Origin of the sequence: Sporocytophaga myxococcoides, from assembly GCF_000775915.1 — a bacterium.
GTDB classification, from domain to species: domain Bacteria; phylum Bacteroidota; class Bacteroidia; order Cytophagales; family Cytophagaceae; genus Sporocytophaga; species Sporocytophaga myxococcoides_A.
Map to the genome: position 1 here is coordinate 343,893 of NZ_BBLT01000003.1, position 25,936 is coordinate 369,828.

Consider the following 25,936-nt stretch of genomic DNA (forward strand, 5'->3'; position numbering starts at 1 on the left):
GGCCTTTAATGATTTGATATTTAGTAAATTTTTTATTTAGCTTTTTCAAGCATGAATTCAGTTCTTCTGTTAATCGCCCTGCCTATTGCATTATCTGAGCCGTCACTGTTTTGATTAGGGGCAATTGGTTTTGTTTCTCCATAACCTTTAGCAGTAATCCTGGATGCCTCAATACCTTTTGAAATTAAATATTTAACAACATTGTCTGCTCTTTTTTGCGAAAGGTTAATATTATACTTATGTGCGCCCTGGTCATCTGTATGAGAACCTATGGTAATTTTATGTTTAGGATGAAGTTTTAAAAACGGAATTAACAATGAGTCGAGGGCAGCTTTTGCATCTTCATTAAGAGTGAACTCATCAGATCCATAAGTTACATCCTTTAAAACAAATGGTTTATCTTCGACAGGCTTTTCAGCAATGATTTCAACTTCAACTGGTCTTAGTGTAAGTTCTCTTTTGATAATATCAGAAGATGCCATTTCTCTGGTTTCAACTACAAGACTATCTTTTTGATATCCATCCTGATCTATTCTGAAAGTATACTGGTGGTTCTTCGTTAACGGAAGAACAAATTTATTGTCTTTAAGTCTGATTGTGTCTTTTTTCTCCTGCTTGGTCTTCATATCAATAGAGGTGACTTTAAGCAGTCTGGATTTATTACGTATAGTATCCGGATCAGCAATCGCTATTTCAAGGGTACAGTTAAATGGTTTTGCTTCATTGATATGAAATGTGAAAATATCATCGCAGCAGGTTTCATGAAAGAAAGGTGTTCCTCCTGGTCTGTTAGACACTACAACTCCGTTTTTCCCTGATTTCTCAAGCATAAAATGAAGGTCATCCTGCGGTGAGTTGATAGGGAATGATAAATTCTGAGGTTTTACATAGCGACCATCTTTGTCCTTGTATGTTTTGTAAACATCAAGTCCTCCTGCCGATCCATGTCCATCTGAACTGAAGTAAAAGGTCTGAGATGGGATATGATAAAACGGTGTACATTCAGTCTCTGTGGTATTCATGATACCTCCGTTTTTAGGTTCAGCCCATTCCTGCTTTTTGGCATTGAAAGAAGTATACCAGATATCTAAACCACCTTTCCCATCTGCTCTGTCTGATACAAAGTATAGCAATTCCCTTTTTGTTGCGGTGTCATACACAACGGTAGGTTGTGTAGATGTATAACCCTCCATATTTACCGGAAATGGAAGTTCTGAAGCATCTTTCCATGCACCCTTAGCTTTCTCTCTTTCTTTAATATAAAGTTTACAGGTGACTTTACCTTTTTCGTTTTTAAAGCACTTGGAAAAATAATATTTGTCAGTATAAGGAGAATACACAAAGTTCCCCATATCAACATTCGGATCATTAAGGATATCAAATAACCCTTTGTCTTTCCATTGTCCATTCACTTTTTCTGCTTTATGAATCTGACGCAATGGTTGCTTGTCTGGATGTTCAGATTCAACTTCGTAATATCTAAGTGAATCTTCTCTTAATGTTCCGAAAAGCATATTCATGCTGTCGAGCAGAAATGGGGAGAATTCTGTGTGAGGCTGGTTAACAGATTTACCTGCATTTTGCAGATCTGTATTTTCAGGAAAATCGCGATACACCATTCCGCTGTCGCAGCCTGCAATTTCTTTGTTAATAAGCTTGCTTAGATTTTTGTCATTTAGATCTTTTAAAATCTTCTTGAAATCCACAAGACATTTCTTAGCATCTTCATATTTCCCTTGCATTTTAAGCATAAGACCTTTATAGTATAAGGCTGTAGGGTATGAAGTTGGTGCTTTATCATAGACAATGCCGTAAGATTCAGATGCCATTTTGTAATTTCTTGACAGTCGATATGCCTCTGCAAGTTGAAATCTTGACTCTAAGTCTTTAGGATCGTTTTTAGTAATTTCTTCGTAATAAAAAAGGGCAGTATAAACGTTGCCTGTTTCCATTGCATATTTTGCACGGTCTTTTTTCTTTTTTTGGCTAATGTCCTTGTCCACCTGAGCGAAAATGGTAAGGTGAAAAAATGCACAAAGCATCAAGGATAAAAATGTTCTGCTTATGCCGGGTCTGAAAGTATTAAAGGTAACCATGAACGGTGACTTAAATAATTAATAATTAATATCTATCGCAAGGAATTGTGGCTTTACCACCAAATCTTGACGGGGTAGTATAGGTCAGAGAGAACTCAAATGCGTTTTTGTTTTTGGTTTCTTTGCTTAATTCAGAAATGTTAAAGTCTGTGCTGAACCCAAATTCAAACCTTTTATACTGAAGGCCGAAAATTGCAAGGAAAGCATCACTGTTTGTTGAGCCTCTGAATCCGGCGCCCAACATCAATATTAATTCACTGTTAATTTTTTTATAGCCATTGGTTGCAATAATAAAATCAGTTGCTTTGGCAGATCTCATGTAAAGAAAGTTTGGAACTACTGAGAACCCGTTTTTCATATAAAAAGTTAATGCTGCATTTCCTACGTGACGCATTGCAAGTCTTTCGTCATTATTGATAAAGCCATATTTAGGACGGTTTATATGAAACGTACTGTAACCTGCACTGATTTTTTTGTTGCCGAATTTTCTGATATAGGCAATTCCTGCGTTTACATCTGCGAAAGCTTTAGTGTTATTAGTATTTGGTTCTCCTGATTCTATTGATTTGTCAAAGTTCCCTGAATTATAATCCCATTGATCGGGAAAGGTCTGATCACTATAGTTAATGCTTCTATAAAGCCCTCCAGCCTGAAGTCCAACCCTTATAATGTTCTTTTTAATCTCGGTTGTATAACTTCCGGACAGATAAAATCTGTTCGTATTAAGGTGGTAAGAAGATACATAGTCTTTATTTATGATTAATCCCGCCGCAAATCCTTTGTTAAATTTTGTTAGATTTTTCTCAATAGAAAAGACAGAAGTTTTGATGGCAGAATTTACTTGCGCCCATTGGCTGCGGTAGTTAATAATTGCCTTGTAATCTCCTGTATAATTTCCGGTATATGCCGGGTTTAACAATTGATTGTTTGTATAATACTGAGTAAGGTGTATATCCTGAGCAAAGCTTAATGAAACATTTGCGATTAGGATAATTATTAAAGATAAAAATCTCATTATTGAAAAGTTCTAAAAGGTCTATATTACCAAGGTAAAAACTCCTCCGGTCTTTGTTGAATTTGCTTATAATATTGGGCCATTCTTTCAAGCTGTCCATGCGTGAATTTAGGGCAGACACAGCTTGTATAATAGCTCATGATATTGCCAAGATCAGGAGAGTAGAACTGGTTCTTGGCGTCTCTTCCTTTATAAATAAACTGACAAGAAGATTTGTCATAATAGCTATCAGGGGATGCTTCATTAAAAGGATCGGCTGGAGTATCACAAACTTTATCACCAGCGTCGTTGCAGTTACTCCCATCAGCATGTTCTGTTCCATTGCCTGCAAAAGTATGCATAAGGCCAAAGTAATGACCGAATTCATGTGCTACAACTGTTAGAGTATTGCACCCTTTTTTGATAACAATATAGTCACCTGCAAAGCCGCAATATGGGGCATAGGCATTGATGAATTCTGACATAAAGTACATGTTTATTCTGCGCTCAATATTATATTGAACAGCAACCTCATCCATATAATCGATTATGAGGTTTTGTACTGAAGGACCTATACCATTAAGTGAATCATACTGAAAGTTATCTATATAATCAGTCTGACATAAAGTAAAGGACATACCAATAGGGGCGAATAAAGTATTAACCTGATTCAGAACTGATGATATCTCAGTGGGAGTTATTCCAGCGCTGCCATCTTGTTTTCTTACAATATGAGCAACAATTAAGAACTCTTTATTTACCTTAGTGAGAGGTTTGATCGTATCACCCGATATTGACTTGGAAAACGAAGGATTAATAAATGCTTCATTGAATCCGGCCAATAAAAATGCCAGCAGAAGAAATAATTTTTTCACTTTATTAAAAGAATTTATTTACAATATAATAAAAAAATTTACGTCAAAGTTAATTATTTTTTTACTAACTTTACAATCTCAATACAAAGTATTTTATATTTATCTTTTTTATAAAATGAGAGTTTTATTTTTCTTATTACTCGCTTCAGCTCTTTCATTGAATGTATTAGCTCAAAGAGCTACAAGTCCGACAGAAGGTTGTGCTCCATTAACTGTAAGTTTTGAGGCCCCGGCAACTAGTTCCACCTATTATTGGGATATGGGTGATGGTGCTATTTCTGATAAAGAGAAGCCTTCGAACCAGTATGTAAATCCTGGTAAATATACTGCTACATTTCGTGAGTCAAAAGGTGGACCTGTTTTGGGAAGTGTTGATATAACGGTGTATCAGAAACCTGTACCTGCTTATGTTGCCGAGCCAGCTATTGGTTGTCCTTCTGCAGATATTAAATTTAAAAATAGTATGGTTATGGATCCAGCTATAAAGGTTTCAGAATATTATTGGGTTTTTGGCGATGGGTACGGAGCATATGGTGATAGTGTAGTTCATGCTTATTCTGCAGCCGGGAACTATAAGATTTCTCTGACATTCACAACAAATTTTTCGACTTGTAATGATAATGGTATAATTGAAGATCCAATAAAAATTTACAACAGACCTCAAGCTGCATTCACAACGGATCCGGGATCTACTTTTACTTGTGAGAATGACTTGAAAGTTTCCTTTGCAAATGTCTCCGTTCTAGAGAAAGATCTTGTTTATGACTGGAACTGGGACTTTGGAAATGGTAATAAAACATCAGAAAAAGATCCATTACCTCAGGATTATACAAAAGGTCAGTATTATTCAAGACTTAAAATGTCTTTCAAGGATGCTCCTGTATGTTCTTCCCAGGTTGATAAAGCAATATCTGTTGGTAAGCCTGTAGCAAATATTCAGACTAACAAAGACACCGTTTGTGTAATTGATCAGGTGATTTTTAGAACGACATCTGTTGGAAGTTTAGCATGGGAGATTACCGGAGGGGGGTATATGTTCATTGACTACAAAGACAGCATTGGGGTTAATTTTCAAGATGGAGGTTGGCACAAAGTTAAATTAACTGTGCGCTCGGAAGATGGTTTGTGTTATGATACTGCAAGTGTAAATGTTTATGTTCAAAAACTTGAAGCGAAAATTCAATCTACTCCGGATTTTAACTGTTCGAACCCTTCAGTTATAACTTATAAAGTTATCTCTTCGGAAAAGAATTTGAGTTATAATTGGTCATTTGATGATCTGGTTACTTATAAAACAGCAACGGTAACCAAAACCTATAAAAGTATTTCAGATTCTTTATATTATGGTATAAATAAATTGGAGGTGAAAGGTGTTCATCTTAAAGTGACATCTTTAATCACGGGCTGCAGTGCAGAAGATCAGACTACAGATACGATATACATTCCTAATGCTCGTTTTGTTCCAAATAAAACTAAAGGCTGCGGTCCGTTGACTGTTGTATTTTCTGATTCAAGTAAAACATTTCCCCAAAACCCGATTGTAAGCTGGAAATGGTTGTTTGGTGACGACCAGAAAAGTTTTGTAGTCAGGACAGATTCTAATGATGTTTCATTCACTTATAATACTCCTGGAGTCTACTATGCTCGTCTGGTTGTTACAACTTTGAAGGGATGTGTAGATACGTCTTATGCTGTAAAAATTGAGGTGGGTGAAAAAGTCGCCTCTCAACTTGATTTTACCGTTACACCAAGTCAGGTTTGTCCAGGTGAAAAGGTCTCATTTTCGGTTAAAAACCCACCTAGCTATATTGATGCTTACCACTTTCAGACTGAGGATAACAGGTCATTCCATTGCTCTGATTTAAAAGATGCATCCTGGTCGTATAATAATGTGGTGGGTCCTCAGGATGTGTCTCTGAGTGTTGACTATAATGGTTGTATCTCTACTGTTAAGAAATCCAATGCAGTAACAGTTAACGGTGCTATCCCGAAAATAGATTATTTAGCTTTGTGCAACGATCCGTTAAAGTATACTTTTACCTCAAATACACTAGGGGCAGCTCAGCTTTCATGGGATTTTGGTGAGGGACCGGCAGGGACATCTGTTAAGGAGGTTTATAATTTTGCGAAATCTGGAGATTATCAGGTGAAGTTGACAGCAACCCCATCTGATGGTTTTGGTTGTAAAGCTAAAACTGAAATTATAACAGTTACACCAAGGGTTGTGAAAGCTTTTATTTCTTATGAAAAAGAAGGAGATTCTTTATACTGTATTTCTTCTAATCATATATTAAATGCTTCGCTTTCACAGGATGTTTATGCTTCATGCCATCGCGGTTATACTTGGCAGTTTCCTACGATGAAAGATATGCTCCCGCGAACAACAAGTAATCCGGCAGCAAACTTTCTTTTCTCTGAAGCGGGAGAGCACAAAGTTAGGCTGATTGTGGAAGATGTAAATGGTTGTAAGGATACGGCTACAGCTAGAATAAAAATTTATGACATGACTGTTGATGCAAAGCCGAATAAAGAAAAAATTTGCCTTCCTAACGGTGTCTCTTTTGCGGACTTATCAGTTGCTGATACTACTATTGTGGCCTGGAAGTGGAATTTTTTAAATGATACAATAGTAGATTATACAACATTCAGAGATTCGGTAGCGAGATATTTTAAAAAGGGTATCTCAAGTGGATCTATAGGGTATTCATTAACTCTGACGGATCAGTTAGGTTGTAAAGAAACTTATTCCAGTTCTATTCAATTATATACTCCTGTAACAACAATTCAGTTAAATCCTAGGATTTGTGTTGGTGACACAGTAGAAATAAAAGCATTTGATTTTACAGCGGGTGGGTCGTCTCTGGATTTCTTATGGAATATGGGATTTGGTCCGGATACAACAGGAATTGCTCATAAAGTGGTTTATAAAGAATCTGGCAGGTATCCTGTATCACTTAATTATACGGAGAAAGGATCTGGCTGCTCTGGATATAGTCTTGAATACATCAGTGTTCAATCTTATCCTAAAGCTAAATTTTCTTCGCTTACTATTGATACACTTGCAGTTATTTGTGCAGATATAAGCCCTGTACTGAGAGATTCATCAAAAGCTACTGATGATTATTCTCCTATTTTACGGAAATATTGGGAAGCTGATAACCAGCCTTCATGGGATAATAGCAAGAATCCTCCGATTCCATCATGGTCTTTTCCAAGAGGTGATCACTATATTAAATTAAAAGTTGTTACAGAGAACGGCTGTCCTGATGACACCACTGGATATTTCAGAGCGGAAAATGCTGAAGGTAATTTCATTATGTCAAAGAATACGATTTGTCTTGATGAGGAGATCACATTTTCCCTTGTCGATACAATTGATGTTAAAAAGTGGGAATGGAACTTTGAAGGAGATACCATCAGTGATGTTGACCATGTAACCCATAAATTTACAACACACCCTGAGAACAATATATCCAAGGCCAAGCTGAAATTAACAAGTTGGAAAGGGGGCTGTTTCAGGGCATTTGAGAAAGATGTATTTGTTCATCCAGTTATAGCAAGATTTGAGCGTGAGTCAGAGCCATTGGATACAAGCATTTGTTTTAATGATGGTCCGTTCCATTTGAAAAACACTTCAATTAATAATGATAAGTTCAAATGGAATTTTGGAGATGGTACAGCTGAAGACTCCGTAACTGCAGAGCCAGCCCACAAGTTCACGACTCCTGGTCAGTATGATGTAACTTTAACTATTAGGAATAGTACACTGGGCTGCGTTGATACTTTGACGAAAGTAGCAGTTGTTTATCCAAATCCTAAAGTTATAGCAGAGGGAGACACTATGTGTTTTGATTCACAAACTAAACCAAAGAGAATAGAATTAAAAGTTAAAAATGAGCATCCGGGAAGTAAATACCATTGGTCTCCTGCTGATGGCCTTAGTGATGTAAATATTGCAAATCCTATTGCGAGCCCTGATTATACAACTTTATATAAAGTTGTAGAAACAGATACTGCCAGTGGTTGTACAGACTTCACTGAAGTCACTGGACTAGTTGTACACAGAATTGACATGCAGGATTGGGATACAACGATTGTTATCGGGGATATAGCTACGCTCCCACTTTATGGAGACCCTGTATATAAGTTTAGCTGGACTCCGGAATCTGGGTTAAGTTGTACAGATTGTTTTTATCCAAAAGCACAACCTCTGGAGGATATTACCTATAATTTGATCGTAACAGACGTTTATAGTTGTTTTATAGATCCGTATAAATTTGAAATCACTGTTAAGCCTGAAACTTTTGTAAAACTTCCATCAGCCTTTACACCTAATGGTGATACTAAAAACGACAAAGTTTATGTTAAAGGCTGGGGTATTAAGAAATTAATTGAATATAAGGTGTTTAACAGATGGGGTCAAGAGATTTTCTCAACCGATGATATCAACGAAGGTTGGGATGGAACATTTAAAGGTCAGAAACAGAACAGTGATGTTTACGTCTATAAGGTTAAGGTAATTACATGGAAAGAAGAGGAGAAATACGTTGAAGGATATATTAACCTTCTTTATTAAAAGATTTGATTTTGTATAAAAAAGGGCTGTCCAGAGAGTAGGGCAGCCCTTTTTTTAATTTTATGTGTTCGGAAAGTCTTCCCAAAATCCATAATTTTATTATTAAATTGATACCGAATGATTATTTTTATAAATTTGATTTTATAAAATTTAGAAAATGGACTTGAAAAGATCCTTTATTGCACTGCTAGCATTTCTACTGATTTCTTTCTCTTCTGAAGCACAACGCAGAAGAACTATTGAATATTCGGGATTTTTTGACTCCTATTATTTCCGGGGCCCATTAAATATCAGCATTGGAGCTGGCGTTGCAGGGTATAATGGAGATCTTTGCAAGATATTTGACTGTGGTAAAATATCACCAGCATTTAGCATAGGAGCAAATTATAAACTTTGGCCGAGAGTGATGTTTGGTGCTGATTTTACTTATCTTAAAATTAAAGGAGAGGATAATATTTACCCGAACAGAAATTTGTCATTTAACTTTACCGGATATGAAGTAGATGTTTATGGGAGATTATATTTCATAGATGATGTCATTAGAGTGGCAAGAGACAGAACGAGAAAACCAAAGGTGTTCAAAGCTTTTGTTTCTGCCGGAATGGGGGGGCTTGGGTTTACGTCTCGTGCTGAACAAATTAGTCCATATACCGATACAGTATTTAAAATCAGAAGAGTTTATCCTCAATATACTGTAGTTTTTCCTGTCGGTCTTGGGTTGTCTTTTACAATAAGTCCACGTGTTACCATCATTACAGATTTTGTATACAGAATTACCTTCACTGATTATATTGATGATTTCAGGGCCGATAAAAATGATGGCTATGGAATGGCCATGATAAAGCTTCAATATAGCCCTACAATGCCAAGAAGACATAAGTCCAAAAAGGGACTTCCTCCTCCTGAGCAGTATGATGGACCTAAAGGGACTGAAACATGGAAGAATAGGAAGCCAGAAGAGAAGCCTACTAATAATGATGACACTTATGAGCTTCCTCCTGAAAATCAAGAACAAAATCCTGATGAAATGAATCAGGAGGAAAACCAGGAAAATCAAGAAGAAAATTCTGGCTGGTAAATAAAAAGGCTGTCTTTCAATAGGCAGCCTTTTTATTTTTCTATTGTTGAAATTCTCAAATGAATGATTTACAGATTATTTTTGTTACAACCAGGGAAGTACATATTCTGTTCTTCTGCATAAAAATTGATTTTTTATCGTTTTAATGATAACTAAGGAATAATTTTTGTCCTGGTTTGAAACCCGCTTCATACTTTCCGGGTATTGGCAATTTTAATATATTATTTTGTAAGAGATGAAAAGTGATATTAGAGATGAAATCAATAAAGCGAATGTAATTCCTGTTAACCAGGAAAAGCTTAATGATCAAAATGAAGAAAAAATATTTTTAGAAGGTCCGCATTCAAGAAAATGGGAGTTCTTTTTTACTCTGAAAATCCTTATGGAGTTTATAAAAGGATTTCGTACGCTGCATTTTGTCGGCCCTTGCGTAACGGTATTTGGTTCAGCACGATTCAAGGAGGATCACCCTTTTTATGAGCAGGCCAGAACTTTAGGTGGTTGTCTCGCTAAAATGGGATTTACAGTAATGACCGGAGGGGGGCCAGGCATTATGGAAGCAGCTAACCGTGGAGCTAAGGAAGCCGGAGGAGAATCTATCGGTTGTAATATTATTCTTCCTATGGAACAGCATCCAAATCCCTATCTTGATAAATGGGTTGACTTTGACTACTTTTTTGTGCGCAAAGTACTGCTTACAAAGTATTCCTATGCCTTTGTGGTAATGCCTGGTGGGCTTGGCACAATGGACGAGTTTTTTGAAGCTTTGACACTTATCCAAACTAATAAAGTGAAAAAGTTCCCTGTAGTACTTATTGGAACAGAATTTCATAAACATTTGATAGCTCACTTTGAATATATGGCTAAAGCCGGAACTATTCATCCTGACGATTTAAAACTTTTTCTTTTCACTGATTCTATAGATGAGGCAATTGCCCATTTGGAAAAATACGCTATTGAAGGCTTTGGTTTGAAAAGAAGAAAGAAGATTAAATCCTGGTCTATTCTGGGTGAGTAAATTTATTGATGGTTTAATTGTTTTTAATAATACTTAAAAGGAATTGACTGCTTTATCAAAAAAGCAGTCTTTTTTGTTTTTAGTCTATTACGATTTCATAACTATGGATCTCCTTATTTTTTGAGTATGAAAAGAACATATTGGGGATTTTTATATGTTTTATGATAGAGGATAGTAATGTATAGTGGGTTATATAATAAAGAGAGGGAAATTGTGGAATGGCATTAAAAGAATTACAATTGTCTTGCCTTGCGGATTATGCCCGGTTTATATACGAGAACTTTTTGGACGCCTTTACGGAAGCAGAAATGGAAGCTTCTCAAGATAATCAATTACCCCTACTGAAGTTCTTCAAAAAACATACTCTAGAAGAGAAATTTAATATTACTAAAAGATATATTGTAGAATATCTTCAGAATTTTATTGAAGGAACCGCTGTGGATGGTATAATTGCAGGACTTGAAGAGTGGAAGGAGGATAAACTTGTTATTCCAAGAACAGGCGTTAGTCCTGTCGATATGGCATTATTGGAAAAGGGTAGAAAAAGTATCTTGTTAAAGTTTCTGCCTTTATACACTAAAAATTTGAAGAAAGCGCTGGAAATTGTTAATGAAATAGAAAATTTTTATTCTTTTCAATCCGTAAAAGCCATAGAATACTTTTCGGATATTCAGAATGAAGAAATTCTCAGGAAGAATCAGGAGTTGACACATGCCTATGAACAATTAAAAGAAAGTAATGAGGAGCTGGTGCGGACAGAAGAGCTTCTTAAAGAAAGCAATGATAATCTAGAAGATATTATAAGGGCCAGAACAGCGCAGATTTTAGAAAGTGAAGAAAGGTATAAAGCTTTCATAAATCAAAGCTCAGAGGGCATTTGGAGACTTGAATTAAATGGTATTGACGGGATACCTGTGGATCTTCCAGTAGCTAAGCAAATTGAACTATTGTATTCTTTCGGATATTTTGCTGAATGCAATGTGCGTATGGCAAAAATGCATGGCTATGAAGATGTCTCAGCTGTCCTGGACAAAAAACTTCAGGATATAATGTCATTTGCGAATTTTTCGCCTTATGGATACTTTAATTCATTTATAGAGTCAGGGTACAACCTTACAGATGCAGAGTCCTTGGAAATTAACAATGAGGGTCGTATTGTTTACATCCTGAATAATATTCAGGGAGTGGTTGAAAACGGTAAGTTGGTCAGAGCATGGGGAACACAGAGGGATATAACTGATGAAAAGAATACGGAAGAAAGATTAAGGTATGTTGTAAATAATGCTCCTATTATTATTTGGTCTCTGGATAAGGCTGGTAACGTTGTGCTTGCGGAAGGTAATACATTGATGCCTGATATAAGGGACAACGAGAATGGATCCGGAAAAATTTCTCTTAAAGAGTTAAAGTATCTTCCAGAACTCTCTGCCAGTGCAATGAGAGCTCTGGAAGGGGAAGCTTTTGCTAAAATAATTAAAATAGGGGATAAGTCTTTTGAGGCTCATTTTAGCCCTCTCAAGGATTATATGGGAAAGGTTACGGGAGCAGTTAACGTTGCTATAGATATCACTGATCGAGTAACCATTGAGAAAAAACTTCTGGAAAGTGAAGACAGATTGAGATTGTCAATAGAAGCTGCTGATCTTGGAATCTGGGATATTACTGATTTGTCCGGAGAGTTTGTTTGGGATGAAAGAAGTAAACGTTTCTTTGGATTAAGCAAAAATGCAAAGGTTAATTACGAGGTGTTTCTTAATGGTATTTATCTTGAAGACAGAGCATATGTAAAATCCGCTATAGAGGCTACATTAAGAGGAGAGCGAAAGGATGATATAGATGTAGAGTTCAGGACAATAGGATACGAAGATAGGTTGCTGCGTTGGATCAGGATTAGAGGCAAAGTCTTTTTTAAAGGGAAAGGTGAACCATTTAGATTTATAGGAACAAGTCAAGACATAACAAATAAAAAGGTACAGGAAAATGAGTTGAAAACACTTGCAGATAAGCTCAGTGAGAGCCAGTATCGATTAAACCTTATCACAAATGCTGTTCCTGCATTTATATCGTACATCACTCCGGATAAAAAATATATTTTTACCAATAATTACTACAAAAGACTTTTCCCTCATGGGGAAGTGATTATCGGTAAATCTATTTCTGATGTTGTCGGTGTGGAGAATTCAGCTATATTCTATGCTCATTTTGAAAAGGCAATAAGAGAAAAGCGAAATATTACGTTTGATTATGTGCTCAACAAGGAAGAAGTTGGTTTCAATAACTCAAATATTAGGATAACTTACATCCCTGATATTGACGAAAATGGTAAAGTGAGAGGAGTTGTAGCCATGGGGTTGGATATTACGGAAAGTATAAGGTATGAAAGGGATCTGGAGAAAAAGAACAAGGAATTGTCAAAAATAAATAATGATCTTGATAACTTTATTTATACAGCTTCTCATGATTTAAAAGCTCCTGTTACTAATATTGAAGGTCTGGTCTCTTCTTTGGTGGAAACACTTGAGGAAAGTAACTGTACTCTGAGCGAGGAGACAAAGTTGGTGGTTTCTCTCATCAAAGATTCAGTAGGTAGGTTTCAGGTAACTATTAAAGATCTTTCAGAAATAGGCAAAATTCAGAAAAATTTTGTGGAAGATGTTTCTTATATAAATGTTAAAGAGATAATAGAAGAGACTGAGTTAAGCATAGAAAACAAGATTCAGGAGGCCAATGCTGAAATAGTTTTGGATATTAATGATTGCCCTTCTATTAGTTTTTCCAGATCAAATTTCAGAAGTGTCGTATATAACCTTTTGACAAATGCTCTTAAATACAGAAGTCCTGAAAGGAAATCGCGCATCACCATTAAATGTACGGTTGACAGGGATTATAGCATATTAGAATTTAAGGATAATGGTCTTGGTATGAAGGAGCATTTAAAATCTAGGATTTTCCAGATGTTTAAAAGGTTGCACGACCATGTAGAAGGTACAGGAGTTGGCCTATATCTGGTAAAAAAAATTATTGATAACTCAGGCGGAAAAATAGAGGTTGAAACAAAAGAAGGCGAAGGCAGTGTATTTAGAATTTTCTTCAGAAATTCTCCATATATATTATCAGTATAGTTGAAAATCAATTTGGGATTTGAGTAGTTATTTAAATAATTGATGCTGAGATATGAAAATAAGCCATCTTGATCACTTTGTTTTAACAGTTAAAGATCTGGATGTTTCATCTGATTTTTACAGGGATGTATTAGGAATGGAAAAAGTTACTTTTTCTGGTGGAAGGATTGCATTAAGATTCGGGAATCAAAAAATTAATCTGCACCTTTCAGGAAATGAATTTGAACCTAAAGCCCTTAAACCATTATCAGGGTCTGCAGATTTCTGTTTTATTACTCCCACACCTATTATGCAGGTAGTTGAAGAGTTGCAGGAGAAAAATGTTCCTGTTATTACTGGTATTGTAGAGCGTACCGGTGCATTGGGAAGAATAAGATCTATTTATTTCAGAGATCCGGACGGGAATTTAATTGAAGTTTCTAACTACTTGAATCCGAATATTCCTGAGGTTGTTGTTGAAACTAATCTGTGATGATTGTAGTGTACGTTTTAAATGTCCTGCTGATTAACTATAATCTTTGATAATCCAGTTTCTTCTAGAATTGTAATCCTGTCTATCTTATTTATAGAGGAGATTAAAAAAAGCTGGCGGAGTCCCTGATAAAAATTGCGAGGCGGTCCGCAAATCTCGCAGGTTCCCAACCAGTTCAATGTAGCGTCGTCACCCATTATGCTATTTTGATTGAAGAAGGTATTTAATAAACTATTTTTCCGGGTTATTAATTCGGATGAATTTCGTTTTTATGAAGTATAATGCTGTCCAAGATAATTATTTACTGGCTCAAATAAAACTTGTAGGCAATTATCCGCTTTGCTTTATAAAAAACTTATTTTAATTTCTTATCAAGAAAAATAGCCTTACCCAGCATAGGGTCAAGCTCATATGAGGAAAATCCAAAAGTGTTATATAGATGTCGTGCTCTTTTATTACCTTCAAGCACTTCCAGAGTGAGTTTGCAATATTTTTTTTCCCGAGCATATTTTTCAATTTGATTAAGCATTGCAAGTGCAATTCCTTTATTCCTGAAACTTTCTTTTACGACGAAATCATGAATATTGAGAAGTGGAGCAGCATTAAAAGTTGAAAAGCTCGTAAAGCAATTTGCAAGTCCTGCAGGCTGGTCATTAATATAAGCGATAAGAATATAGGAATTTCTTACTTCCGGAAGTTGCATTCTGAGCTGTTCCTTCCTTTCTATCGGTAATGCTGCTCCCCCTCCCATTATATCACTAGCATATTCATTCAGAAGACTCCAGAAATCTTCAAATTGCTTGCTGTCAGAAAGATCAGCCTGAACAAAATGTATATTATCTGTCATAGATTTGAATTGGTAATTATTAAACAAATCTATTGGTTGTCATGATAATGCCAAATATCATTTCAGATATTCACTAAAGTCTTTTTTTACTTTGTTGATTTTGGGTAAAGAAACATTCTTTATATATGACTCATTAGGATGATGCTTGACATAATCCTGATGATAAGGTTCAGCTTCATAGAAATGTATCATAGGTGCAATCTGAGTGGTAATTTTTTGATTGTACTTTGTTTTATTAAGGTATCTGATTTTTTCCTCTGCCTGGTTTTTTTGTGAAAGATTTGTATAAAAGATTTCTGAACGATATTGTGGCCCTATATCAGGTCCTTGTCTGTTAAGTTGTGTCGCATCATGAGCCGTAAAGAAGATGTCCAGTAATTTGTCGTAAGATATTATTGCAGGATCATAATATATCTGAACAGATTCTGCATGTCCTGTTTTTCCTGTTTCTATTTTTTCATAAGTAGCATCTGAGCTGTCACCACCGCAGTATCCTGAAATTACATTTTGTACTCCTTTTATCTGTGCAAATGCAGCTTCAGTCGCCCAGAAGCAACCTGCAGCAAAGGTGGCAGTGTCAGTTTTAGATCCATTTGTAAGTTTGGCATAATCTGAGTTGCGATTTCTGACGGAATTAAAAATGATTATGATTGTAAGACAAGTATATATCGTTGGTTTCATATTGTATTTTAAAGAAGAAGCATTTTGAATAGTCAGTTTTTCAAACCAAATTTATAATCTACTCTGAATGAAAAGAAAGAATAATCTACACTATAAAGATCTGTTTGTTCTCTGATATCTGCGCTTTGCTGCCAGCGCAGAGTCTGAAGTCGGTTGACCCAGGCAAGAAGATCATAGCCATAAAATGCTATGAGTAAATTTTTGCCAGGACGAATATTTATACCTGCGTCCCACTTGACCATTAAATGATCTTCAATTCCTAGAAATGGAAATTTATTGTTAATTACATAATCCTTTGCATAATCATTCAGGTTAGGGTTGTTGATTTTAGTCGTATCGTACTGATGAACATCTTTCCTGCCTGTAAGGCCCCAGAATAAACGGAAATCTGTATGGATACTTATCCATGTGGCTGGTTTATAATTCAGGTAGAGCTTGGTAATATTGGTATTCAGATTAAGAAAATTTTTTCCGTCAACAGTTATTTGATCTCTTACTGCATTAATAGCATTTTGTCTTACAGAGTCGGTTCCAGGATGAGCCTGGCTTTCTAAAGGTTTGGGTAAATACTGATACATTTTGCCATCGGTTGAAATAGAATCAAAACCATCAAATACCACAAGATAAAAATACTCGTATTGTTTCATTACATTGGTTCTGACCACTCTTGAATATACGTGATTTGCTCCAATTGAAACGTTATTGGTTTTATATGTTAAGTCCACTTCCAGATTAACGAAGTGGTAATATCCGGAATTTACGATTCTGAATAGTTTCTGATTCCAGAGCAATAGATCTTTGATTGTATTATATGATACAGAAGGTCTGATATTGATTTTGTCATCTCCTATTGTATGCATAGATGTTATTTCTAAAGAGCTTGAGCGTTCTGGTTTTAACTTGTGCAATTCTTCAACAGTTACGGGAGGAATGATAGGTGTACCCGGAGTGGGACGTTGTAAAGGACTTTCATAATGATAGGTTGTGTAAGGCTGCCCTAAATCATTGAAACTGTTTCTGTTAAATTCATAGTTGTCCGCACTTCCATTATTGGCAGAAGTTTGATAGATGAATTTTATTGAGTTTAGTTTATCGGGTTTTAATATAAGGGCAGCTTTGGGTGTCACAACGCCTCCGATAAAAGCAGTTCTGGTGTGTATATCATATCTCAGGCCAGCTAGTAAGTCGAACTTTTCAGTGAGATTATATTTTGCTTCGGAAAAAACAGCATTGTTAATATACACAACATTAGATACAACGGGATGGCTTTTTATCTCATTGCGACTATTTCTTCCAGACATATCCTTTCCTATATCAAACAATCTAAACTCATACCCAATTGCCCATTGTAATCGGGGAACATTTTTCATAAGATAAAGTCCCCCGAGGCTGTATCTTCTTTCACCGAATGTTTCCAGGATAGGTATGTGTATCAGGGGGGACTGGGAATATCCTCTAAGCTCTTCCACTTGTATCCGGGTAGTATTGAAATCAAGGCCTCCAAAGAGCGTAACTGTATTATCATGTTTTGTTGGTATGGTGTATGTAAGCTGATTCGTTATGTTGTTAACTACATATTGTCTTCTGTTTACATTTCCTGGCTCAATATTTCCGTACCAACCATTTATATTTTCAAACTTACCGTCTATGATTCTATCTGGAGCAAAAGGGTCTTTGCCAATAAAATCAGGCCATGGATCGATTATAAAGAACCCGGAGGCATTGGTAACTTGATGGGTATATCGGCTATATAGCCTGAATCTTTTATAATTAAAATCTACACTGAATCTTACATTTCCTGGAGTCGACCATGGGCTTCCTGAGGCGGGCACACCATCAGGAGGGGGATTGTCAAGGAACTCAGGATAAGGATAACTAGGTCTTCCATACAGTCGCGCTCTTTCTTGTCCGATTCCATCACTCACTCTGTATCCACCTGAAAGAACTATTGAAGCATCTTTTTTACCTAGTAATGATTTTCCTAACCAGCCTTCATACTGGTGAAAGTAAGACTCTCCGCTCCAAGCTCCCTGAGTAGTGGAAGCAATAAATTCATCTCGCTTATATTTCCTTGTTACCATATTGATGATTCCCGATATTGCTCCTGAACCATAAATAAGACCGGATGGCCCTCGGATCACCTCCAGCCGATCAAGGTCTCCAAGCATTCCAAGATCCAGTTCCATGTTGGCCCCATCTCGTGCCTCTGTATTCATCTTTCGCCCGTTTATCAGGAAAATAAATTTTGAGTTTCTGTCTGCTGCCACACCTCTCATTCCCCAAATTATCCCATACCACTTATTATACATATACTGAAATCCGGGAACATATATTTCAAGTAATTCACTTAGATGCCGGGCTCCTGAAAGTTCGATTTCTTCTCTGGATATTATGGAAAGACTGAAAGCGGAATTTCTCATGTCAAGTTCAAGAAAAGAACCTGATGCTACCTTAGTATCCATCAACTCATCAATGGAAAGACTCCATAAGTTTTTATTTGTTCTGCCAGTATCTGAATTAAATACTGGATCGTTTTCTTTTAATTTTTGTTTCTTTTCTGAAGAAGACTGTAAAGTGTCTTTAAATGAAAGCTTTTGAGCAAAGAGATCTGAAGTCTGAATAAAAAGTAGTAGTAAGAAAAAATTTGTAAGACAAAACAGATCCTTTACTAGCATTGATGTCAAATTATAATGGAGCTTAACCTTATTGATATAAATTTGTTAAGCTCCTCAAGGGTAGTATCATAATGTAAAGAATGATAAGATAATGACAAACATTAATATTGGAACCTTGTTTAACCCTGAAGTTCAATTAGGTAAGAGGATACATTGAATGGATAGACAAAAGAAGATAGGTGAGTTTTAACCAGGAGTTAATATTAAATGATAAATGATCAGTCATCGCTTTATGTAATGCCATCGAATGAAAAACGAACTCTGAAGGTTTTGATGATTCAATTGGCGCTGGTGATGTTCTGTTGTACAGGATTTTTGATAGGTGTTCACAATGATGAATTGATGAATGATGTCTGTAAAGTTTGTGATATAATTCAAGAGGGAGAATACTCTTTAAAAGCAGCTTTTATATATCGTTTTACAGAGTATGTTGATTGGGGAGGGCTGAAGAACAGTGAGGAGTTTAAAATCGCAATTCTAGGAGATACTCCCCTAACAGCAAATCTTATTGATATTGCTGAAAATGTAGCAGTCGGGAACAGGGAGATTAGTGTGGAAGAATTCGATAACCTTAATGAAATTGATGATTGCCAGATATTGTTTGTCTCAAGAGATAGTACAACTCCTTTACAGGCAATATTAAACAAATTCGAAAGAAGAGAAACGCTTATTGTAACAGAAAAAGATGGTTATGGTGAAAAAGGGGCTTGTATAAATTTTTTTCTTTCGGAAAGTAAAATAAGATTTGAAGTAAATCTTGTGGCTGTTGAAAAAGCCGGCCTAGGAGTGAGTTCACAATTATTGCAACATGCTGTTGTGATAGGAAAGTAAAGGGAAAATAAATATGGCTTTCCATTTGCCAAAAATCAGAGATTTGTCAATAAGAAATAAACTGATTTTTCTTCAGTTCTTTACTTGTCTTATTGTACTTGCCCTATGCTGTGCCGCCTTTGTTTTTGCTGATGTCAGAGAATATAAAGATAATAAAGTAAATAGCCTTAGCTCTATGGCACAGTTAATAGGCTCAAGCAGTATTTCCGCCCTTGAGTTTCTTGATAATGAAGCAGCCAGTTCTATTCTTTCAGATCTTGTAGTTGTTGATGATGTTTCCAACGCTAAGATACTTGATAAAAACAATCAGGTATTTGCATCATATTCCAAAAGGGGGAGCAGGGATTTTAACTTTCATCTTGAAGATAAGTCGTCTGTCGAGTTTGAAGAAGGTTATTTATATATCTATCATGAGATTAAGCTGGATAATGGTGAGACAATTGGAATGGTATGTATCAGGGCTGAGCTGACTCAGCTCGATGCTGTAATAAAAAGGAAAATCCAGATCGCGGCCTTCTTTCTGGGAATAGGAATGTTGCTGGCATATCTTATAGCTTTGTTTTTACAAAAATATATCTCAGCTCCACTTCTCAGACTGGTATCAGTGATGGCAAAAGTAAGCAAAGAGGGTAGTTACGGAAATCATGCCAAGGTTGAAGGAAAAGATGAAATAGGAACTTTGTCTCTGGTGTTTAATGAAATGCTTAATCAGCTTGAAAGAAGAGACAAGGAACTTATAGAAAATAATTATCTTCTGAATTCTATACTTAATAGCATGGGAGACGGAGTGTTGGTTGTAGACAATGATCTTAATTTTATGCTATGGAATCCTGCATTTGAGAAAAAACATGGAGGCCTGCTCATCGCTCATCCAAGATCAGCATTGGGAAGTAACTATGACATGTTCCTGCCAGGAGAAGCTACACCTCTTGATTATACAAATATCCCTTTATTTAAAGCAGTAAAGGGAGAGGAGTTTAACAACCAGGAATTGCTTTTAAAAACTCATGATAATGTATTAACATACATAAGCATAACAGCAAGACCATTAAAGGATAGAAATAACCAGGTGATTGGCGCCGTTGCTGTTGTCAGAGATATTACACAACGCAAGCAGATACAGTTGGACCTTGATACAGCCAGGCAGCAATTGCAGGATATGATAGATTATTCTTCAGCTAGTATTTTTGCTAAAGATCTTGATGGTAGATATATTTTTATCAATAAAAATTTTGAACAGGTGTACAAAGTTGAAAAGAATAAGGTTATAGGATATACAGATTTTGAATTTCTGCCCAGAGAAGAAGCTTTGCCATTATATGAACATGATCAGGAAGTTTTCAGAGGTGGACATGATGTTTCATTTGAAGAAAAACTTGAGAGAGACGGGTATCCTCAGACTTTTATTACTGTTAAGTATCCGTTAAAAGATAATAATGGAAAGGTTTATGGACTTTGTGGGATATCCACTGAGATTACGGAACGAAAGGCGATGGAAGAGGCTGACAAGAAGAGAGTGGCCCAAATGATAAAGTTTCAGGAGACGCTTCTGAACCTTACAAGTATGGAAATAGATCTTCCTTTGGATGAGAAGCTTAAAACCATCCTTTCTACATGTGCTGAAGTTATTGATGTTGAAAGGTGCGGTATTTGGTTTTTTTCTGAAGATAAGAAAGAAATTTTTCCTAAGATAATCTATCTTAAAAGTAAGAATGATACGATAAGCGGTAAACCAATTAAAAAAACTCCCAATTCCAATTACTTCAAAGCTTTAGAAAATTTTCACACCATAGATGCTAATGATGCCCTCACTGACCCGAGAACTGCCGAACTTGGAGATATTTATTTAAAACCGCTGGGAATTTCTTCTACTCTTGATGTGGCAATTAGGCTTGGTGGTGAGATTTCCGGGATGTTATGTTTTGAGCAGATAGGAAATAAAAGGAACTGGTCTTATGAAGTCCAGGTGTTTTCTTCTTCTATTGCCGGAATTGTAGCTTTGGCTATTGAAAACTTTGAAAGAATAAAAGCAGAAAAAGAGTTGCATCAATTAAACAGTGAATTGGCTAATGCAAAAACTGCGGCAGAGCAATCTAATGCTGCCAAAGATGTCTTTCTTGCCAGTATGAGCCATGAAATCAGAACACCTTTAAACGCTATTATAGGTTTTCAGCAATTGCTCAAGGAAACAGACCTGAGCGAAGAGCAACTGGAAATTGTTTCCTCTATAGATTTTGCCGGTCGCAACTTACTGGTAATTATCAATGACATTCTTGATCTTTCAAAGATAGAAGCAGGAAAGGTTGAATTTGTAGAAAGTGAAATCAATGTTGCTGGAATCATACGCTCTGTTATTGAATTGTTTGAACAAAAAGTAAAGGAGAAAAATCTTAAGATTGCATTTTATCACGATCCAACAATTCCATCAGGCTTGATAGGTGATGGTGCAAGGTTAAGCCAGATTTTACTTAATCTGATCGGCAATGCAGTAAAATTTACAGAAAAGGGAGAGATAAAGGTAATAACGCATTTACTCGACGTAAAACGAGACCATTTCAGTTGCTTATTTGAAGTGGAAGATACAGGCATTGGTATTCCAAAGGAAAAGCTAGTCAGAATATTTGAGCGCTTTACTCAGGCCGAAGCCGATACAACAAGGAGGTATGGCGGTACAGGTCTTGGTTTAACGATTTCCCGTCATCTGATAGAGCTTCAAGGTGGCACCCTTATGGTAAAAAGTGAGCCTGGAAAGGGTTCTGTGTTTTCGTTCAAGTTAAAGTTCAAAAAGGCTGCGGATAAAAATGTAATTGGAATGGCCACCCCGGAAAGGGGAATAAAGAGTTTACCAAAGAAAGTAAAGCCGTTGAAAATACTTCTCGCTGAAGATACTGTTCTGAATCAGAATTTAATATTGAAGGTATTTCAGAAAACAGAACACTCAGTAGATATTGCTAATAATGGTGTCGAAGCTGTAGAAAAAGTGAAGCTGCATAACTTTGATATCATTTTAATGGATGTCCAAATGCCTTTAATGGATGGATGTCAGGCAACTGAAGAAATAAGAAAACTGAAAGATCCGGTTAAAAGCAAAGTGCCTATTATAGCGCTTACAGCTTTTGTCTCTAAGTCTGAAGAGGAACGATACCGGAGGAAAGGCATGGATGCATACATAACCAAGCCATTTGATAAAGAAAATTTATTGCAAACAATTTACAAACTTACCGATTCTGGTTTTATAAATTCCTATTCAAAGACTGTGATGGATACAAGTTCAAATTTATTCAGCCTAAACTTCCTAGAGGAAACATCAGAGGGAGATAAAGAATTTGTTATTAATATGGTAAACCTGATTCTGGATGAGGCGCCAGATAGGCTGAAGAGCCTAAAAGAAGCTATACAAGAGCGGGATTATACTGCAATTAAAACGAATGCTCATAGACTTAAGAATATAGTTATTCCAGTTCAGATGGAAAGAGCTAAAGAGCTGGCAACAGCTATTGAGGAAAACGGCCGCAATTCGGAAAACATTCAGATTATCGTGTCTCATTTTGCTGAACTGAATGAAATTATACAAAGCGTACTAGAGCCGCTTCGAAAAAGGATAGAGGTAATGAAGCAGAATTCCTGACTTACTTCAGGGTTATGATTTAGGATCTAAATTAGATAATTTTGGACTTTAGTTATTTTTTTATATTTTAATGCCTTGTCATAAAATGTATAGGCATGTCACAATTTAAAAGGAAACTAAACAACTTTGCAGTATTCTCACTTGCTATTCTTTTCGCCGAACTCGTTCAGGAAATTGCACACAATTATATTGACAGTTGGAAGAACGGTCATGGCAAATATGTTTCTGTACTTCTTTCAATGATTCTTGCAATAGCCGTATTTTATCCCGTATTTCATTTTCTGGAAAAGTATATCCAGTCGGCATCCAGAAATTATATAAAGAGTTCAAAGAAAGTAAGTGGAGGAGGAACATCAGGACTATTGCTTGGTTATTCCCTGGCAATGTTTTTTTTGTTTATAGCCTTTGCTCAGCTTTGGTACAATAAAGATGTCATAGCTGATCTGGGCAACTGGCTGAAAGGGTTTATTTAATAATTATAATATGGAAATAGAAATTTTTACCCTATGCGATCACGCACAGGATTTTAATGGTAAGTTGGTAATAGTGGGAACATTTGATAGCATAAGTTCTTCAGTATATCCGTTTACGCATGCAGCTTGTTCCCTTGCAGGAAGGTTAAGATTTAGTGAAAAGGAATCGGGTGTTCACGAATTTAAAATAAAGCTGATTGATGAAGAGGGGATTGAATTATATCCGGCAATTGAAGGGAATATAGATGTATCTAAAAGCGTAGCTAATTATTCTACAATAAACTTTGCTATTAATCTTGGAAACCTGGAATTCAAGAAGCCGGGAAAATACGCCATTGAACTTTATATTGACAATGAATGGCAGAAAGGTCTTCCCATAAATGTCATTAAGCAGTAAAAAAGAGTTTTTGTAAAATAAATCACCAGGTTTTGAAAACGACCTTTCAAAACCTGGTTAGTAAAATTTAAGGTTTTAAATAATTTATTATCTCTTTGTGAATTGAAGGATTGGAGACCACAATGCTGTCTCCTTTTACCGGATCCTCTCCATAGTAATCTGTGATAGTTCCTCCCGCTCCTTTGATTACTGGAATCAAAGCCATGATATCCCATTTAGACATCTTCGGATCTATCATAATATCTGCAAATCCTGTTGCGACAAGATAATAACCATAAGCATCTCCCCATGTTCTGTAAAGCTTACATGCTTTGGCTAAGTTATCAAACCCGTTGGGCTCTCTGTATTTTTCAGCTCCAAGGGGATCAGTGGTAAGTAATGTGGCTTGGCTTAAAGAATCGCATGATCTCAGGCTTATTTTTGTTCCATTGTGATATGCGGATGTTCCATCTCCTAATACAAGATCATCCAGAATTGGATTATGAATAGCTCCAAAAACGGGCTCATCATCTTTCATTAATGCAATCAAGGTACAGAATAAAGGTACTCCGTGAATAAAGCTTTTGGTGCCATCAATGGGGTCTATAACCCAATAATAGGAAGAGGAACCTTTTATTTCACCAAATTCTTCTCCGAATACCCCATGTCCAGGAAACTTTCTTAAAACTTCATTTCTGAAAAGATCTTCAATTTCTCTGTCGGCAATTGTAACAGGAGACATATCCTCTTTGCTGAGAACATCGAGGCGGGTGCGAAAATATTTCCTTGCAATCATTCTGCTTTGCCCGGTAAATCTTATTACAAAGTCCCTGAAAGTAGGAAAGTCCATAGTTTTATTATTTTTTTGTGCGTTTAAAGGTAAATACATTTTTACTTACGCCAAATAAAATCTTTGAAGTCTTTGTTAAATCATGGAGAAAATCCTGATGGCGGTTTGCTTTTTTCAATTTGTAAAAGTTGCCTTAAACAATTTTATGAACTTTTGATTTTTAGGAGATAGACATTGAAGCAATATGGAAAGTACTTATCTGCCTGTTATTAATAAAAACGCTTCGCGCATTGGATTGGGCACCTGGGCTATTGGTGGATGGATGTGGGGAGGTTCTGTAGAACAGGAATCTATAGATACTATAGTAAAGGCCATAGATCTGGGGGTAAACCTTATCGACACGGCTCCTGTCTATGGGTTTGGTTTTTCGGAAGAAGTTGTCGGCAAAGCTCTTAAAAAAATAAATAACAGAAGTGAAATAGTTATTTCTACTAAATGTGGTCTGGAATGGAAGGATGGTAAGGTTTTCAGAAATGCCTCCAGAGAAAGAATAAACAAGGAGGTTGAAGACTCTTTAAGAAGGCTTCAGACTGACTATATTGATATTTATTATGTTCATTGGCCCGATGCTTTGGTGTCTTTAGAGGAAACAGGAGAAGCTATGTATGATCTTTTTAAAAGCGGCAAGATACTATCCATTGGAGTAAGCAACTTTAACACTGATCAGATGCTTGAATTTGGCAGTCATTCGCCGATTCATTTTTCTCAACCTCCATATAATCTGTTTGAAAGAGAAATAGAGAAAGAAGAACTGCCATATTGTCTTGAAAACAATATTTTCGTTATGACCTATGGGGCTATTTGTCGGGGGCTTCTTTCCGGAAAATTGAATATTAAATCTACATTTAAGGGAGATGATCTTAGAAAATCAGACCCGAAATTCAGGGAACCAAGATTTAGTCAATATCTGGATGCCGTCAATAATTTGAACCGGTTTGCAGGAGAGCGTTATGGGAAAACTGTTGCTGAGCTGGCTATCAAATGGATCCTTCAAAACGGTGTATCCATAGCCCTTCTGGGTGCAAGAACTCCTGATCAGTTAAATATTTTTAAAAATCTTTCCGAATGGAAAATTAGCAGTGGAGATTTAAAAAGGATTGACGATATTATTAAGGAAAATATAAAGGATCCTGTGGGGCCAGAATTTATGGCTCCTCCTATCCGGAAAGAGAAAGTGGTGAAGAAATAATGTGTATAAGTTTTTTTATTGTTATTATTCAATTGGTATAAATTAAATCATTGTAAATCATTGCTTCTGAATTGATTTTTTCCAATTTTACGCACCTGTAAGCCACTGTGCTTTAAAACAAAGTATTTTTTTACCAGGTTAAATTATAAAAACCA

17 protein-coding genes are annotated in these 25,936 nt (G+C 36.1%); 10 read left to right on the forward strand and 7 right to left on the reverse strand.

Annotated features, from left to right (window positions below):
* Window positions 1–32: 32 nt before the first annotated feature.
* Genes MYP_RS09310 through MYP_RS09320 form a run of 3 tightly spaced genes read right to left on the reverse strand, consistent with a single transcriptional unit; the run spans window position 33 to window position 3,965 of the window.
* Complete coding sequence (locus MYP_RS09310) at window positions 33–2,096, reverse strand: OmpA family protein (RefSeq protein ID WP_052430056.1); 2,064 nt, start codon at window positions 2,094–2,096, stop codon at window positions 33–35.
* Between the two features lie 25 nt (window positions 2,097–2,121).
* Window positions 2,122–3,111, reverse strand: a complete 990-nt coding sequence (locus MYP_RS09315) for a PorP/SprF family type IX secretion system membrane protein (RefSeq protein WP_045461991.1) — start codon at window positions 3,109–3,111, stop codon at window positions 2,122–2,124.
* A 26-nt stretch (window positions 3,112–3,137) separates the two neighbouring features.
* The gene (locus MYP_RS09320; RefSeq protein ID WP_156140455.1) at window positions 3,138–3,965 is read right to left on the reverse strand and encodes a M43 family zinc metalloprotease; all 828 of its coding nucleotides are present in this window, start codon (window positions 3,963–3,965) and stop codon (window positions 3,138–3,140) included.
* A 115-nt stretch (window positions 3,966–4,080) separates the two neighbouring features.
* Between MYP_RS09320 and MYP_RS09325 the strand changes: the two genes are divergently transcribed.
* The 5 genes from MYP_RS09325 (at window position 4,081) to MYP_RS09345 (ending at window position 14,231) form a co-directional block, all read left to right on the forward strand.
* Window positions 4,081–8,541: a T9SS C-terminal target domain-containing protein gene (locus MYP_RS09325; protein WP_045462552.1), complete on the forward strand. Its 4,461-nt coding sequence runs from the start codon at window positions 4,081–4,083 to the stop codon at window positions 8,539–8,541.
* 157 nt (window positions 8,542–8,698) lie between these two features.
* Entirely contained in the window at window positions 8,699–9,619 is a 921-nt protein-coding gene (locus MYP_RS09330; RefSeq protein WP_052430058.1) for a hypothetical protein, read from the forward strand.
* Window positions 9,620–9,854: 235 nt separating this feature from the next.
* A complete protein-coding gene (locus tag MYP_RS09335; RefSeq protein WP_045461997.1) occupies window positions 9,855–10,637 on the forward strand; it encodes a TIGR00730 family Rossman fold protein in 783 nt (260 codons plus the stop codon).
* 218 nt (window positions 10,638–10,855) lie between these two features.
* Window positions 10,856–13,759, forward strand: a complete 2,904-nt coding sequence (locus tag MYP_RS24900) for a PAS domain S-box protein (protein WP_052430059.1) — start codon at window positions 10,856–10,858, stop codon at window positions 13,757–13,759.
* A gap of 52 nt (window positions 13,760–13,811) precedes the next feature.
* Complete coding sequence (locus MYP_RS09345) at window positions 13,812–14,231, forward strand: VOC family protein (RefSeq protein ID WP_045462000.1); 420 nt, start codon at window positions 13,812–13,814, stop codon at window positions 14,229–14,231.
* Window positions 14,232–14,586: 355 nt separating this feature from the next.
* On the opposite strand, the gene MYP_RS09350 is transcribed toward MYP_RS09345, so the two are convergent.
* Genes MYP_RS09350 through MYP_RS09360 form a run of 3 tightly spaced genes read right to left on the reverse strand, consistent with a single transcriptional unit; the run spans window position 14,587 to window position 18,434 of the window.
* Window positions 14,587–15,078 (reverse strand): GNAT family N-acetyltransferase, encoded by a 492-nt coding sequence (locus MYP_RS09350; protein ID WP_045462003.1) that lies wholly within the window; start codon window positions 15,076–15,078, stop codon window positions 14,587–14,589.
* Between the two features lie 57 nt (window positions 15,079–15,135).
* Window positions 15,136–15,759, reverse strand: coding sequence for a peptide-methionine (S)-S-oxide reductase MsrA (gene msrA / locus MYP_RS09355; protein ID WP_052430060.1), 624 nt, complete (start codon window positions 15,757–15,759; stop codon window positions 15,136–15,138).
* Window positions 15,760–15,791: 32 nt separating this feature from the next.
* The gene (locus tag MYP_RS09360; RefSeq protein ID WP_045462006.1) at window positions 15,792–18,434 is read right to left on the reverse strand and encodes a TonB-dependent receptor plug domain-containing protein; all 2,643 of its coding nucleotides are present in this window, start codon (window positions 18,432–18,434) and stop codon (window positions 15,792–15,794) included.
* A 207-nt stretch (window positions 18,435–18,641) separates the two neighbouring features.
* Between MYP_RS09360 and MYP_RS09365 the strand changes: the two genes are divergently transcribed.
* The 4 genes from MYP_RS09365 (at window position 18,642) to MYP_RS09380 (ending at window position 23,763) form a co-directional block, all read left to right on the forward strand.
* Window positions 18,642–19,265: a YfiR family protein gene (locus MYP_RS09365; protein ID WP_045462010.1), complete on the forward strand. Its 624-nt coding sequence runs from the start codon at window positions 18,642–18,644 to the stop codon at window positions 19,263–19,265.
* A 13-nt stretch (window positions 19,266–19,278) separates the two neighbouring features.
* On the forward strand, window positions 19,279–22,893 hold the full coding sequence (locus tag MYP_RS24905; protein WP_052430061.1) for a PAS domain-containing protein: 3,615 nt from the start codon (window positions 19,279–19,281) through the stop codon (window positions 22,891–22,893).
* A gap of 95 nt (window positions 22,894–22,988) precedes the next feature.
* Window positions 22,989–23,366, forward strand: coding sequence for a hypothetical protein (locus tag MYP_RS09375; protein ID WP_045462013.1), 378 nt, complete (start codon window positions 22,989–22,991; stop codon window positions 23,364–23,366).
* A 10-nt stretch (window positions 23,367–23,376) separates the two neighbouring features.
* Window positions 23,377–23,763: a DUF6941 family protein gene (locus tag MYP_RS09380; RefSeq protein ID WP_045462016.1), complete on the forward strand. Its 387-nt coding sequence runs from the start codon at window positions 23,377–23,379 to the stop codon at window positions 23,761–23,763.
* A 67-nt stretch (window positions 23,764–23,830) separates the two neighbouring features.
* Here the strand turns inward: MYP_RS09380 and hisN are convergent, their stop codons facing one another.
* Complete coding sequence (gene hisN / locus MYP_RS09385; RefSeq protein ID WP_045462569.1) at window positions 23,831–24,592, reverse strand: histidinol-phosphatase; 762 nt, start codon at window positions 24,590–24,592, stop codon at window positions 23,831–23,833.
* Window positions 24,593–24,776: 184 nt separating this feature from the next.
* Here hisN and MYP_RS09390 point away from each other — a divergent pair, with 184 nt between their 5' ends.
* Window positions 24,777–25,781, forward strand: coding sequence for an aldo/keto reductase (locus MYP_RS09390; protein ID WP_045462019.1), 1,005 nt, complete (start codon window positions 24,777–24,779; stop codon window positions 25,779–25,781).
* Window positions 25,782–25,936: the final 155 nt, after the last annotated feature.